This window comes from Paenibacillus sp. CF095 (assembly GCF_900101225.1).
Taxonomy (GTDB): Bacteria; Bacillota; Bacilli; order Paenibacillales; family Paenibacillaceae; genus Paenibacillus.
Genome location: NZ_FMZN01000005.1, coordinates 238,428 through 251,999 on the forward strand (window position 1 = coordinate 238,428; position 13,572 = coordinate 251,999).

13 protein-coding genes are annotated in these 13,572 nt (G+C 45.1%); 8 read left to right on the forward strand and 5 right to left on the reverse strand.

Annotated elements, in window-relative coordinates:
• Positions 1–120: 120 nt before the first annotated feature.
• Complete coding sequence (locus BLS69_RS27230; RefSeq protein WP_091038263.1) at positions 121–1,155, reverse strand: phosphotransferase family protein; 1,035 nt, start codon at positions 1,153–1,155, stop codon at positions 121–123.
• A 21-nt stretch (positions 1,156–1,176) separates the two neighbouring features.
• On the reverse strand, positions 1,177–2,151 hold the full coding sequence (locus BLS69_RS27235) for an SMI1/KNR4 family protein (RefSeq protein ID WP_091038265.1): 975 nt from the start codon (positions 2,149–2,151) through the stop codon (positions 1,177–1,179).
• Between the two features lie 211 nt (positions 2,152–2,362).
• On the opposite strand from BLS69_RS27235, the gene BLS69_RS27240 reads away from it, so the two are divergent.
• Both BLS69_RS27240 and BLS69_RS27245 read left to right on the forward strand, forming a co-directional pair.
• Positions 2,363–3,070, forward strand: coding sequence for a MerR family transcriptional regulator (locus BLS69_RS27240; RefSeq protein WP_091038267.1), 708 nt, complete (start codon positions 2,363–2,365; stop codon positions 3,068–3,070).
• Complete coding sequence (locus BLS69_RS27245; protein ID WP_091038269.1) at positions 3,045–3,425, forward strand: toxin-antitoxin system TumE family protein; 381 nt, start codon at positions 3,045–3,047, stop codon at positions 3,423–3,425. Before BLS69_RS27240 ends, BLS69_RS27245 begins: the two co-directional genes overlap by 26 nt.
• Positions 3,426–3,560: 135 nt before the next feature.
• Here the strand turns inward: BLS69_RS27245 and BLS69_RS27250 are convergent, their stop codons facing one another.
• Both BLS69_RS27250 and BLS69_RS27255 read right to left on the reverse strand, forming a co-directional pair.
• The gene (locus tag BLS69_RS27250) at positions 3,561–4,592 is read right to left on the reverse strand and encodes a ribonucleotide-diphosphate reductase subunit beta (protein WP_062837278.1); all 1,032 of its coding nucleotides are present in this window, start codon (positions 4,590–4,592) and stop codon (positions 3,561–3,563) included.
• A 192-nt stretch (positions 4,593–4,784) separates the two neighbouring features.
• Positions 4,785–7,118 (reverse strand): ribonucleoside-diphosphate reductase subunit alpha, encoded by a 2,334-nt coding sequence (locus tag BLS69_RS27255; RefSeq protein WP_091038272.1) that lies wholly within the window; start codon positions 7,116–7,118, stop codon positions 4,785–4,787.
• Positions 7,119–7,892: 774 nt separating this feature from the next.
• Here BLS69_RS27255 and BLS69_RS27260 point away from each other — a divergent pair.
• Positions 7,893–8,219: an MTH1187 family thiamine-binding protein gene (locus tag BLS69_RS27260; RefSeq protein WP_091038274.1), complete on the forward strand. Its 327-nt coding sequence runs from the start codon at positions 7,893–7,895 to the stop codon at positions 8,217–8,219.
• Positions 8,220–8,314: 95 nt separating this feature from the next.
• Here BLS69_RS27260 and BLS69_RS27265 read toward each other — a convergent pair whose 3' ends face one another.
• Entirely contained in the window at positions 8,315–9,439 is a 1,125-nt protein-coding gene (locus BLS69_RS27265; protein ID WP_091038276.1) for a PsbP-related protein, read from the reverse strand.
• Positions 9,440–9,882: 443 nt separating this feature from the next.
• Here BLS69_RS27265 and BLS69_RS32425 point away from each other — a divergent pair, with 443 nt between their 5' ends.
• The 5 genes from BLS69_RS32425 (at position 9,883) to BLS69_RS27280 (ending at position 13,475) form a co-directional block, all read left to right on the forward strand.
• Positions 9,883–9,987, forward strand: coding sequence for a hypothetical protein (locus BLS69_RS32425; protein WP_017690880.1), 105 nt, complete (start codon positions 9,883–9,885; stop codon positions 9,985–9,987).
• A 43-nt stretch (positions 9,988–10,030) separates the two neighbouring features.
• Complete coding sequence (locus tag BLS69_RS32430; RefSeq protein ID WP_017690879.1) at positions 10,031–10,138, forward strand: hypothetical protein; 108 nt, start codon at positions 10,031–10,033, stop codon at positions 10,136–10,138.
• 262 nt (positions 10,139–10,400) lie between these two features.
• Positions 10,401–10,712 (forward strand): hypothetical protein, encoded by a 312-nt coding sequence (locus BLS69_RS32795; RefSeq protein WP_017690878.1) that lies wholly within the window; start codon positions 10,401–10,403, stop codon positions 10,710–10,712.
• A 1,186-nt stretch (positions 10,713–11,898) separates the two neighbouring features.
• Entirely contained in the window at positions 11,899–12,495 is a 597-nt protein-coding gene (locus tag BLS69_RS27275) for an RNA polymerase sigma factor (RefSeq protein ID WP_091038277.1), read from the forward strand.
• Positions 12,492–13,475: an anti-sigma factor gene (locus BLS69_RS27280; protein ID WP_091038279.1), complete on the forward strand. Its 984-nt coding sequence runs from the start codon at positions 12,492–12,494 to the stop codon at positions 13,473–13,475. Before BLS69_RS27275 ends, BLS69_RS27280 begins: the two co-directional genes overlap by 4 nt.
• Positions 13,476–13,572 lie beyond the last annotated feature (97 nt).

Here is a 13,572-nt window from a genome sequence, read left to right on the forward strand (position 1 = left end):
ATTCCATCGTTGACTTAAATATAGTGAGATGAGGAAAACCGCCAAAGATCAAGGATGATCTTTGGCGGTTTTATGCGTGCGCCAGGATGTTGGGCGACATATATGGAATGATACATTCTACTAATCTAGCAATGTGACAATCGAATTAATGGACTGCTGCGCCCACTGTGCAAAAGGCAGGTCGGCTGCCCACGTCACTTGTCCTGTCGCTTTGGCTTCCCCCCACCACAAGATACGTTGATAGAGCAGATGCATGCTGAGACGTGTGCGGAAGTGTTGGCATTTCTCCTCATCTGCTGCACAGACCAGATCCCGGTAGCAGCGAAGGAACTGTGCGGCCAGTTCTGGTTGACCCTCACGAACATACCTGGTGGATATTTTGGTTAGGTCAGCTGTGCCGTCTCCGAAATAGGCAGTTGTAAAATCGAACAGACCACTAATTTGCCACCCTGAAGTACGGTCGTCCAGATTTTGAATCAGAACATTCTCGACCTTGAAGTCTCCCATGACAAAACCCGGAACAGCTTTGGAACGAAATGCCGGTTCAGCATTCTGGAATTGCTCGTCCACCCACTGAACATCTTCATCCGTAATTACCGAGTACTGTTCAGCATCATGTAACCAGTGACGAATGGTTCCGTACAACCAGTCCAGATAATCGCCTGCAAAGGAAACAATCTGCTGCGCTACAGGATCATATTCCCCTGCATCAGGAACCTTCCAGCGGTGCAGTTCTGCCAAAGTATGGGCAAACATACAGGCGATCTCTTCCTGATCTTGCTGTGACAGTGAAGCCTGGAATGCTGGATCATACAGGTGATTTCCGGGCAGGCGTGGCATTATGGCATAACTCCAGCCTAGCAGATGGGTATCTTCATGTAATAGATATGGATCAGGGACAGGAATGGACGTATGTTTCGCCAGTTGTTCTACAAAGAACTTTTCTTCCTGTAACTGTCCTGCATATAAAGGATTGCCTTTCAGAATATACTCTCCACGGGAAGAGCGAATGAGCAGTGTCTGACCCATAACACCTTTATCCGTTCGTCGATAATCTTCAAGTTTTCCCAGGTCAAGCTCATTCAGCGCATCCTGCAATGAAACTGCGGCCACTTCGCCAAGTTGATTGGAACCAAAATATATACGGGTTGTCATATGGCCGGACCCTCCTGGATTTTAGTCCTCATTCTCTTCGTCAGACAGGTCATACGTATCCTCATCGACCAATCCACGGATGAAAGCTTCAAAATTCGGCGCAAGATATGTAATCTCATAATCATTTTCTTGATCCACATGGACTACACAGGGTTCGCCTTCAGGACCACAGAAGCGATAATCCAGCATAACGACATCATGACCAGCGGATGGACAATCACAGATCACAATACCCAGATCGGGGTATCCCCAATCTTCGATCATGAACCGACTTCCCATCTCACCAGCGAGTGCGTATATTTTATCGTGTCCGATTCCCATAATGCTTGAAATGGCTATGTGATCCTCAGCCCAGGAAGTTGCTTCTTTGGTGGGAAATACAGTGAGTGCAGGGATACCGCCGTTCTGCGTATTCATTAGTTGAATATAGGATGCGGGCAGCTTGTAACCTAGTTCTTGCTCAATAGATACAATTTCTTCTTCGTCAAAAGGTTTTGATACATGGTTGTCCAGTGCATAATCGCTCTGTACCCAGAACGTTGCCGGATCATAGGTCCCTGAAGCGGCTCTTAGATGATTCTGTGTACCGCTCTGCTCTAAAGCTGCGATATTCTCCTCATGGCGTTGACGATCCAGCCGCATCTTCTCCGCTTGGGGACGAATCTGGCGAAGGAATTCAAGGGTAGATTCATCATGGGGCAGAAGTTCATCAGCTCTCTCAAAAGCCAGTAGTGCCTGTTCATAACTTGCGATGTAACAGTATGCGTAACCCAAGCGATATTGCCAGAGCGGGTCGTTTACCCCTTGCTCCTCTACAGACAACAAATGTTGAATAGCTTCGCGGTAACGTGCGTCATTATTATAGGCTCTGGCGAGTTGACCAATCAGATCATAATCCCGCTCTGAGACGGGGATACGTTCAATACGTTCAATAATCAGACTGAATTGGTCCTGCTCATGCCACAAGTTGATTTGTTCCAGCAGTTCTCTTTCCATGAATAGGCCTCACTTCCGTAGAGGGGTATGAATCTCTTTCATTATATAATAAGTGTGTGTTGGTTGGAGAATGTATAAATCAAGCTCTTCGTAGCATACTGTTTAAGTATACTTTAAGTTTAATTTATATAGTTTAAGTTATGTTTAACTTTATTTAAGTATTATGTTGAAAGTTAAACTTTACTATCCTATACTAGGAGTGTGAGGTGAGATGGATATGGGAATCACAAGAGTTGAGAAGAATATATTTAGTCAGAACACGGATGAGATCGCTTCTGAGTTAGTTCAGAGCTTGAGTAATTCGGATAATAGTATTTTACTTTTCAAAGTGCTGGCACTTGCAGTCAAAAATAATGCTGAATTTGTTCGTAGCCTGGATGAATCTATCTTTGAAGATGCTGATATTTTTAGAGAAAAGTATGTTACTCTTCTCAAACACGCGTTAAGTCAAGCAGTGGATGTACCGACAGGAATTACAGACAGTGGTGTTCCTTCTACTGAGGTTGTACGTTCTTATACTCCTAAAGAATTATCTGTGTTTTTTGGAGTGAGTATTACGACGATTTTCAACTGGATTGATCAAGGCCGTTTTATGGGGATTCAAAGAGCCGGGTCCAACAAACATAATCTCATCCCAGACGATACTACATATGTGTATGGATCAGGTAAGAGAACGACGATTAAAGACATTGTGACTATGTGGAAAAAAGAAGAGGCAGAACACCAATCCACAATAGAAGTCAGTGACCTGGATTACCACACGGGGCAAATTGCCTTATATGAAGATAAATACAAAGGGGAATTCGAACGGACACTCGGAACTAAATTGAACTTAACACCTGAAGAAGAAACCGATGCACAAGTTTGGAAACACCATTTGGGGAGGCAGCGTCTTGGCTTTAAAAATACCGAAAAGTAATTTTCGTTTTATTGAGAATGATTTTTCAGATATTATTATGGAGATTCGAGATGGTGCCCAGGGTCTTCCGAGCAGCGCTAGAACTATTCGTAAAACAATTGTCTTTAATGATTTATCGAAGATGTACTGTGTAGAGGAGATAGATCGAAACGGGGGATTCATCGAGTTATATTGGTATGATTGGTATGATGATCAAAAGGAGTTGATTATGAAATTCCATGCTCATTATCATCCTGATGAAACACCCGCTAATATCACGATGTATGACCCGTTTCATATTCATACAGCAAATGAAAGAAGATTGAACAATGAAAATTTCAAGAATTATATACGATTCTTGAATTTATTAGATTAAGAAATATCTCTATTAAGTTATAATAGTTCAACGCTGATATGATGTTTGTACATACGAATTAAACAACACTCCCTGAACTTAGGCATTATAGCCACAGTTCAGGGAGTGTTGTTTTTATTTATATTCTATTTTTTATTACAAATCGTCAAATCCGTTATCGTCGCCAACTTTACCGTAGTTACGGGATTTAGCTTCGAAGAAGTCGGTTTTGGTTGCATTCAATGCTTCATCGGAGAATGGTTTGATCCAAGGCATGCAGTTTACATCTACACCTTCATATGCTTTTTCCATACCCATCAGACGCAGACGTTTGTTGGCGATGTACTTGATGTAATCTTCCAACTCGTTCAGGTCAATACCACGTACGTTGCTGAGTGTGTAATGTGCCCAGTTGGTTTCAAGCTCAACAGCACGATGGATGGTTTTGTATACGTAGTCCATGTTCTCAGGTGTGTTCAGTTCAGGGAAGTCTACCAGCAACTGTTTGTACACTTCAGCGAAGAAGTAACAGTGTTGGTTTTCATCGCGCTGGATATACGAGATCATCTGGCTGGTTGCCATCATTTTCTGGTCACGGGCCAGGTTGTAGAAGAAGGCAAACGTACTATAGAAGAAGATTCCTTCGAGTACCAGATCGGCTACCATAGCCTGGAAGAACGTCTGTGGAGATGGCTCGTCCCGGAAGTTCTGATAGATATCAGCGATGAAACGGTTGCGGTCAAGCAGGACTGGATCATGTTTCCAGTATTCGAAAATTTCCTTTTGCTCCCGATCAGATACGATCGAGGACAGGACGTAGGAGTAGGATTGGTTATGAACGACTTCCTGTTGTCCGATAATGGCCGAGATCGCTTCGAGTGAAGAATCGGTAAAGTAACGTTTTACATCACCAACAAACATCGTCTGCATGGAATCAAGTACCGCGAGCAGGGAGATGTTGATTTTAAACGTACGTTGCTCTTCCTCGTCCAGTTGAGCAAACTGGGAAGCATCTTTGGACATTGGAATCTCGTCTGCGATCCAGTGGTTGAGCAGCAGTACTTTGTACAATTTGTACATATGAGGCATGCGAATGTCGTTCCAGTTTAGGATACCGGAGCATTCACCTTCAATAATACGGGTTGATTGGTTAGGGGCTTCGGTGTTGAAAATTTTCTGTACTTGCATAGTCCGTTCACTCCTTGAAATTTCATAATGTTCTGCTGACAGAACTTTGGGGACTCATCTATATCAACATCTTGCGATGCTGTGATCGTGTTTTAGGCAAAAAAGAACCAGGGCAACGCCATTTTGCAATCAAAACAGGATGCCCTGGTGGTCATCGTGAATCTAGTCAATCTTCTCTATCATGGATAAAACTTAGCTTGCGCAAGAATCGCATTCTTCAATGGTTAATGCCCGGCTACGAACGTAATACGTCGATTTCATGCCGGCTCTCCAAGCGTGCAAGTGCAGTTCCAGGAATTCCGTTGCTTTGATATCCGGACGAACATACAGGTTGAAGCTCTGTCCCTGATCGACGTGGCGCTGACGCGCAGCAGCCATATTGATGGAAGCATGTTGATCGACCATGAATGCCGTTTTGTAATACCAGATCGTTTTTTCGGACAGATCAGGTGCCGGATTGGCAATCTTGTATGTTGTTTTCTCTTCATAAGACAACAGCTCATAGAGCGGGTCAATGCTGGCCGTAGAGCCGGCAATGATGGACGTGGAACCGTTTGGTGCAATGGCGAACATCCAAGCATTACGAACACCGTTTTGCTGTACTTGGGTTTGCAGTTCTTTCCACTGTTCGGTTGTTACGAACTCGCCTACGCGCTCACCTGACGTGTACTCGCGTTGGTCGAAGTAGTGACCACTTTCCCAATCGGAACCTTTGAATTTCGGATAATGTCCTTTTTCTTTGGACAGCTCCATGCTGGCTTTCACAAGCAGGTAGTTAATTTTTTCGTACAGATTATCGTTATACGTTACCGCTTCATCAGATTCCCAGCGAATGCCTTCGAGGGCAAGCAGATGGTGAAGTCCGAATGTTCCCAGACCGACTGCGCGATATTGGCTGTTGGTGTATTGGGCTTGCAGCACTTCGATGTTGTTAATGTCGATAACGTTGTCCAGCATACGTACCTGAATCGGTACCAGACGCTCCAATACATTGTGAGGCACGGCACGTGCCAAGTGAATGGAGTTCAGGTTGCAGACAACAAAGTCGCCAGGCACTTTGGAAATCACGATGCGAGTTTGTCCATCTTTGGTTACGAGTTCTTCCTTTTCTACCACAGTGGCAGATTGGTTCTGCATGATCTCGGTACAAAGGTTGGAAGAGTAGACCATACCATGTGCACGGTTCGGGTTCGCACGGTTAACGGTATCCCGATAGAACATGTACGGTGTACCTGTTTCGAGCTGGGATTTCATCACACGTTTCATAATATCAATCGCCTGAACGGTGATACGGGACAACAGCGGGTGGTTAACTGCTTCTTCGTATTTATCACGGAACGCACCTTCACCAAATGACTCATCGTAGAAATCTTCCAATCCGAGTGGACGACCGTTCTCGTCTTTCCAACCCATCACTTTCTTCGTTTCGTGCGGGCAGAACAAGCTCCATTCGCCGCGGCTAGATACGCGCTCCATGAACAAGTCAGGCAGACAGATTCCGTGGAATACGTCATGTGCACGCATCCGCTCGTCACCGTTGTTCAGCTTCAGATCGAGGAACGCCAGAATGTCTTTGTGGAAGACATCCAGATATACGGCAATGGCACCTTTACGTGTACCAAGCTGGTCTACGCTGACCGCTGTATTGTTCAGTTGGCGAATCCAAGGTATTACACCGGAACTTGTGTTTTTGTGTCCACGGATATCTGATCCACGTGCTCTTACTTTACCGAGATAAACGCCGATGCCGCCGCCCATTTTGCTCAGACGTGCTACATCTGTATTGGAATCGAAGATACCTTCAAGTGAGTCGTCTACGGTATCAATGAAGCAGCTTGAGAGCTGTCCAGCTACTTTTTTACCGGCATTGGACATCGTAGGTGTAGCTGCTGTCATATACATGTTGCTCATCGCCCAGTAAGCTTCCTTAACGAGATCCATACGTTTCTCAGCAGGCTCCTGATGCATCAGGTACATGGCGATAACCATGTAACGCTCTTGAGGCAACTCCATCACTTTTCCGTCAAAATCGTGAGCGAGGTAACGTTCTGCCAGTGTGAGCAAGCCGATGTAATCGAAGAGCAGATCGTTGCGGTAGTCAATGCATTCAGCAAGTTCGTCGATCTGTTCTTTGGTGTAACATTCCAGCAATTCTTCACGGTAGATCCCTTTTTTCACGAGATCTACAAGAAGAGGGTGGAATGCGCCATAAGGCTCGTCCGGATAAGACTTGTATCTGCGGTTGGTAGCCGCTTTTTTGTACAGGGAAGTGAGCAGGGAGCGTGCCGCTGCAAATTTCCAGTTAGGCTCCTCTTTGGTTACCAGTTCCAGTGCGCTCATCATAAAAGCGTTGCTGATTTCGTCTCCGGTAACTTCATCACGACGGAGCTTGCTGTTTACCCCGCGTACCAGACGTTCCTTGTCGAGCATGTCCAGTCCTTCCAGAATACGGTCGGCATATACCGAGATGCGCATATCATCAAAGGCAAGCTGGCGGTTGTTCGGCTTGGTCACAACTTGTGGCATGAATATTCCTCGCTTTCGCATGTTTAAGAGATAAATTGGAGAAATTCTTTATATAAAGAATTGAGTGTCTTCTTACGGTGAGAAAAAGAAATAGGTTACGTTTTGCGGACTGAAACGGCGGTGACAAGTTCATGTCTTAAATCGCTCAACTTGAGGTGCACAAAGCAGCACAATGCAGAACATGCTCATATAAAAAGCATTCTCCCGCCTCGCGGCTGAAAATGCCCATGGATGCTCTGGCTTCCTTACTGTCTTAGAGGTTCAGGATATCGACAGAAAAGAGTGCTTATGTAAGCTTTTGTCTATATGCAGATGTGCCTGTAGTTTGAGGATACCGGATGCAGTCCAAACAGCCCCGTTAACCTCCGTGTCAACTCTGTTTCGAGAAAGCGATTTACACCTACAGGGACGTGCCTTTGGAGGTGATTTCATCCTGTTTTTCGCGAGATTGCAGAAGGTGACTATTAGAAGCGGAGAAATCTAGTGTTACTACATTTTGTAGCTGTCAACATACTGTAACCCAACATATTGTGTTTGTAAAGTGGGCAGAACCAGTAAAACGTAATTCCGAGTATACCATTTAAGCCAGGAATCCGCAAAGGAAAAGGACTGGAAGATTTGAAGATTTATCAAAAAAAATTTTTGAACAATTTGAATGACGTCTTCACGTCAGTTTGAATTGTAACGCATTCAACTGGTAGAATAAAAGTAGTCAAAAATCGACTAAAATCAGCGGCAGCGGTTGTTCACGGGGCCCAGAGGAGGCGGAGCAAAATGGCAATAGCAGAAGTGACTGTAATTCCAATCGGAACGGGTACAACCAGTCTAAGCAGTTATGTGGCGGACATGCAAAAGGTATTGGAACATCAACGGGGCATTACATATCAGCTAACTTCCATGAGCACCATTATTGAGGGACCGCTTAACGAGATCTTTACAGCAATTGCGGCTCTGCATGAAGCACCGTTTTTGTCAGGAGCTCAGCGTGTTTCCACATCCGTCAAGATTGACGACCGTCGTGATAAACCGGATGCCTCAAGTATACAGAAGTTACAATCGGTTCAGGATAAACTGTCGTCACATCAGGCAAGACCCAATTAGTTCCTAATGTAAATACTTTATATCCCTAAAGCGAATGTCAAAAAGACCAGTCTTTTAAAGAGCTGGCCTTTTTGTATACTCATTTAACATTTTAATTAATCTGCAACTACCAATGAGGCTCCAATTAACGTGGCGTTGGTGTAACCACCGCCAACATTTTCAAAAGAGAAGTTGGTAATTGGAGCACCGATAACAGTGGCATAATCACCATCAAGCAAATCTCCGGTCGTTGCAGGATATAACGCTATAATATCGTTTCCGTTCTCATCCATGACATGAACGATAGAGAAAGTTGCTCCGAGAGAGCTATCTTCTTCAACGGAAATGACTTCCCCGTTAACTTGTACGAAAGTATTGTAATAGTTGGCTACATTTTTATTCAGATGACGGGTCGTTACATTGGAGTCAACGAGCCCCTGTACCTTTTTGCTTAGTTCTGCCGTAATGGCCGGGAATACATCGTTATGTTTACCAAAGAAATCATAAGATGCCTGCTCCATAAAGGCTGTGTCTTCTGTAATGTAGGGAGTTAACTCATTAAAGAAATCCGCAGCTGATGTTGTGGCAGATGTATTTCCAGTCGTTGCAGTTGTTGCTGTTTGCTCCAGAGGAACAGTAATGCTTAGGGAATCCAAGATATCTTTGATCTCATCCTGATTATAAGTATCCTTGGCGTAGGTTAACGTCATGGTATAGAGTTCTGTATTGGTCGGAATCAGATATTGGACAAGGACAACATCTGTACCCGAGGTGTGTTTATAGGCTCCTTCCAAGACACCCGCGCTATATTCTTTATAAGGCTTGTTTGTATAGCTAGTTTTTTTATAATCGGAAATGCCGATGCTTGAACCGTTTTGTGTGTAATAATCCACTATATTATTGGCGTATTCTTCAGGATTGATTGAACCGGTTGAGCTGGCCTCAATCGTCAGATTAATATTATCTGCAAATGTGGCTGATGAAGATTGGTCTGAAAAAGCAGCTTTAATGGATGGAACATTCATTTGACTTGTATCTACGCTTTTCCAGGATTCAGGATATGCAAAAGAAAATCCTTCTCCACTATATGTAGTGTATTTCGTAGCTTTTGCTTCTGTTGAGACAGTTTCAGTTGCCTTGGATGCTTCGGTCGTTTGGCTATTGGTTGTTGTGTTTGTTTCTGAATTACCACAAGCACTAAGCAATGTGGCTAATGCCAAAATCGTAATAAGTTTCTTCATTATGTCTAATTTCTCCTAATGTGCTTCCCATCGGTTGGGATTTTTTCTAAGGTCTTCATTTCGTTTTGGATAATCTAGTTTAAGTGGTGAGCATAGAAACTCCTTTCTACTTTATTAGTAAAATAATAACATAAATAAAGATTTTAGTATTCATAATTACTAAAAAGGTAATTTATCTGTATTTAACAAGTTAGAAGCTAATAATATACCGTATTGGTATCCATTTTGAACGATAGTACATACATTTGATGGATATAACCGTGAGATTTAAGTATGACTTAAATGTATTTGAATATAACTTTCAGACTTAAGAACTGACCCTTTATGTAGGTGCAATTAACGAATCGTCGGTGGAAAAAACAGCCCATTTTCGACCTGAGCCCGGTCCCATGTGTGATTGGTGCATATAGTGAACTGTACCTCAAATCAAAGGAGGGGTTTACATGAGTGGAGTAGTAGGTGGATACGGCGGCGCATGGACATCGACTGGCGCGATCTTGGTTCTCTTTATCTTGTTGGTCATCATCTCTAAAGCATTCTTGATCTAATAAACCGCTTGGACCCTAATATATTTGCAAAGGAGGGTTCTGCATGAGCAACGTAGTTGAAGGCGTAGGATACGGCGGCTGGACATCGACTGGAGCAATCCTGGTTCTGTTCATTCTTCTCGTAATCATCACTAAATCATTCTGGGTATAATATGACGAGCTCTGCCGGGCAACCGGTGGGGTTTTTTTCTAGAGGACAAGCATGGTGGAGAGCCAGGAAGATAAGATAGCGTGTGGTTGAAAGGTAGAATTGGTGGAATTCAAGTAATGGAATGACGGCGTATGCTTGGAAAATGGGGAAGGTACCTAATGGCTAAACGCCCATTTTGTCAAAATGAGGGCGATAGCCCGGTCCAGAGGTAGGCTGAATACATAGCTTAGGGGTGTAGGCAAATGTTAAGGAGGAATGAACAATGAGCGAAGTAAAACCGAATTCACCGAACGGACAGGGACACGTATACGGACATATGGGAGGTTATGAGCATATGCAAGGATACCAATACACAGGTCATGAAATGCATGGGTATGGATATGGTTGTGGAACAATGCCAATGGGATATGGCTATGGATACGGACACCATGCCAATCAGGCTCCAATGATGCACGGTTATCAACAGGGTTGTGGAGTATCCTATGGTCATGGCGGCGGAAGCTGGGGTTCGATGGGTACGATCCTCGTACTGTTCATCTTGCTGGTCATTATCTCCAAAACGATGTTTATCTAAGAATTTGTGAGTGCAAGGAGACTTTGCTGATCGTGGATCGTTGCGATAGGTGCTCTAAATAAACTCCGAGTTTGAGTTCCATGTTGGGGCATAACGTACCTATGATTTAGAAAGGGACAGCGTAGGATTTCATCCTGCGGTGTCCCTTTTTTATTAAAATTAAGTGAAGGAGCGTTGGGAGTACTTTCTTTAACGAACTCCACAGCCTCTATTCCATGCATTTTTGCCATTTCACAAGTTTAACGAATCGCAGACGTCTTAATTCCTCAATCTGGGCATGTTTGGAGCCTATATCCATGAAGTGACATGGATTAACGTGTCTGAGATTCGTTAGATTTTACATAGCACAGAAATCCACAATATAAGGTGTGCATGATTCGTTAGCGTCTGGTGAGCGTAAACATTTGCTTTATAAGCAGGGGTTATTTGCACAATTGGAGAAGTAAGGAAGTAAGGAAGTAAGGAAGTAAGGAAGTAAGGAAGTAAGGAAGTAAGGAAGTAAGGAAGTAAGGAAGTAAGGAAGTAAGGAAGTATCGAGGAGTGCAGTCAGTGGGAGAACGGAAAAGTTTTAAAAGCAGAGCCGAATATATCTGGTTAGTCTGATAAGTGAAAGGAAGACTTTTCTCAATGGTGGGGGGCGATTGTCTGTAGATGTTGCTAAATTGAATATGTAGACATGGATAAACACCCGGAACCCAATTCCGGGTGCTTTGTGTATGTTTTCAATCTTCTCAAGAATAAGTGATATCCAAAACAACAAAAGCCCTACCTCTCTTTTGTCCTTGCGGCTCCGATGACCGCGCCAGTGTGAATGGGAACATCTTGTGAAACTCTGTACTACCGGGTTATTGTGATTCAGGTTCTTCAATCTTCATAGGTTAGTTGTGCTTAAAATTCGCTGCGGTCGCAGCATGAAGAAAATATTCCGGGGTTTAAAGAAGACAGAAATCATATGAGGTTGTTTAATACAACTTTTATAGTATACCACAGGTTGTAATTTTCTGCAATAAAAAGGAAAGCGCGACCAGAGCAACTATGTTTTCGGACTGTTTTTATGTTAGAAAGTGAAAGATTGTTTTGAAAAGATACAGAAAATTTTTCAAACTATTTCTTCATAGGGGTAATCCTCTTCAAAAGATTCTGCGTAGGTTATAATAAGAGGGAAGAAACAGAAAGGGGCCCTCGCATGACTGAATCGATGGAGGACAGCAGGTTAATGCGGCAGATCGCGGAACGTGATGCCTCCGCACTGGAGCTTTTATATGACCGTTATGAGCGAGCGGTGTATTCTTTTGCTTATCGGATCGTTGGTGATTCCATGACGGCAGAAGAGACCGTTCAGGAACTTTTTATGCGGGTCTGGAATAATGCTGATCGTTACGATGCCTCACAGGGGAAGCTGACCACATGGATGTTTGCGATTACGCGTAACATTGCAGTGGACATGCTGAGGCGGAGATCAAAAGGGGCAGCGGCTACTTCAGTTGAACACGAGACACTGGCGGCCTATGCCGATGAAGATACAAACACGGAAGAAGAAGTGCAGCGTAAATGGGAAGGTACCCGGATTAAAGAGGCGTTGTCCCAATTGAACGGTGATCAGCAACAAGTTATAGAATCGATATATTATGCGGGATTAACCCAGCAGGAAGTATCCAGCCGATTCGGGATTCCGCTGGGTACAGTAAAGAGCCGTGTCAGGCTTGCCATGCGACAGCTCCAAAAGTTGCTGGCCGATGCTGAATTGCATCCGGACGCGGGAAGGGAGGGCATACATCCATGATAGAACGACATGAGGAGTGGTCTGATCTGGCACCGATGTATGTGCTGGGCGGACTGGAAGCAGAGGAAGTGGCGGCGTTTGAAGCGCATATGGCAACTTGCGAACCTTGCCGCCAGGAGGTAAGGGAATTGCAGGAAGTGACTGGCTTCCTGCCACTTGCGGCGGAACCTGTAGCACCGCCGCCAGGCATGCGAGCACGTGTGCTGGGCAACGTGCTCGGACATGCGCAGGAGAGCGCCGAGGCGAAGCCAGCGGCTGCTCCTGCAGAGCCTGAAGCACCCGTGGTGCTTCAGGAGGATCTTGCGCCGCAGCACGAACGTGCGGCGCAGCCCGGGCCAGGCTTGCCGCCGGCAACGGCGGTGCCTGCGGCCCGGGTGGAAGAGGCTGCCCAGGCACAGCCATGGCAGCCACAAGCGCGCGCGCGTGCGCGCAGCAGCAGCGCCTGGCGCATAGCCAGTGCCGGCCTTGCGGCCGCGGCACTGTTGCTGGGCGTGTACACGGCGCAGCTGCAGAGCAAGATCGACTCGCTGACGCAGCAAGCGGCGGGCTCGTCGGCTACGCAAGAGCAACTGGTGCAGGCACAGGCACAGAATGCACAGCTGCAAGAGCAGCTGGCATCAGCTCTGGAACCTGCACAGGGCATGCAGACTGGCGAGGCAGTGAAGCTGAATCCTGCAACGCAGGACATTGTAGCTCAGGGTCTCGCAACCATCGTTATTGACAGCAAAGGCACTCACCTGGTTGTGCAGGCTGAGAACCTGCCGAACCTGGAAGGCAACGAGGCTTTTCAGGTCTGGTTGATCAAAGGAGATACCCCTCAGAATGCGGGTACTTTCCTTAGTCGTGACGGAACGGGAGCGGTATATTACACATTGGATTCGGCCAACGACTATGATACGGTTGCCATCACGCTTGAACCGGATGCAATGGGAGATGAGCCGCGCGGTACAATGATTCTGGCTGCCAAGATTAAAGGATAAATATAGGATATATCAGCAAAGGCTGCTCCGTCGTGGAGCAGCCTTTTTGTGTTCTCCAGTTCTGGTGCCCACCCATTGGATTTTATTAATTTTTTTA

Coding starts and splice junctions, on each gene's coding strand:
- BLS69_RS32430 (WP_017690879.1), top strand. CDS start 10,031: ATGAGCAACGTAGTTGAAGGCGTAGGATACGGCGGCTGGACATCGACT.
- BLS69_RS27230 (WP_091038263.1), bottom strand. CDS start 1,155: ATGACAACCCGTATATATTTTGGTTCCAATCAACTTGGCGAAGTGGCC.
- BLS69_RS32425 (WP_017690880.1), top strand. CDS start 9,883: ATGAGTGGAGTAGTAGGTGGATACGGCGGCGCATGGACATCGACTGGC.
- BLS69_RS27280 (WP_091038279.1), top strand. CDS start 12,492: ATGATAGAACGACATGAGGAGTGGTCTGATCTGGCACCGATGTATGTG.
- BLS69_RS27235 (WP_091038265.1), bottom strand. CDS start 2,151: ATGGAAAGAGAACTGCTGGAACAAATCAACTTGTGGCATGAGCAGGAC.
- BLS69_RS27250 (WP_062837278.1), bottom strand. CDS start 4,592: ATGCAAGTACAGAAAATTTTCAACACCGAAGCCCCTAACCAATCAACC.
- BLS69_RS27260 (WP_091038274.1), top strand. CDS start 7,893: ATGGCAATAGCAGAAGTGACTGTAATTCCAATCGGAACGGGTACAACC.
- BLS69_RS27275 (WP_091038277.1), top strand. CDS start 11,899: ATGACTGAATCGATGGAGGACAGCAGGTTAATGCGGCAGATCGCGGAA.
- BLS69_RS32795 (WP_017690878.1), top strand. CDS start 10,401: ATGAGCGAAGTAAAACCGAATTCACCGAACGGACAGGGACACGTATAC.
- BLS69_RS27240 (WP_091038267.1), top strand. CDS start 2,363: ATGGATATGGGAATCACAAGAGTTGAGAAGAATATATTTAGTCAGAAC.
- BLS69_RS27255 (WP_091038272.1), bottom strand. CDS start 7,118: ATGCCACAAGTTGTGACCAAGCCGAACAACCGCCAGCTTGCCTTTGAT.
- BLS69_RS27265 (WP_091038276.1), bottom strand. CDS start 9,439: ATGAAGAAACTTATTACGATTTTGGCATTAGCCACATTGCTTAGTGCT.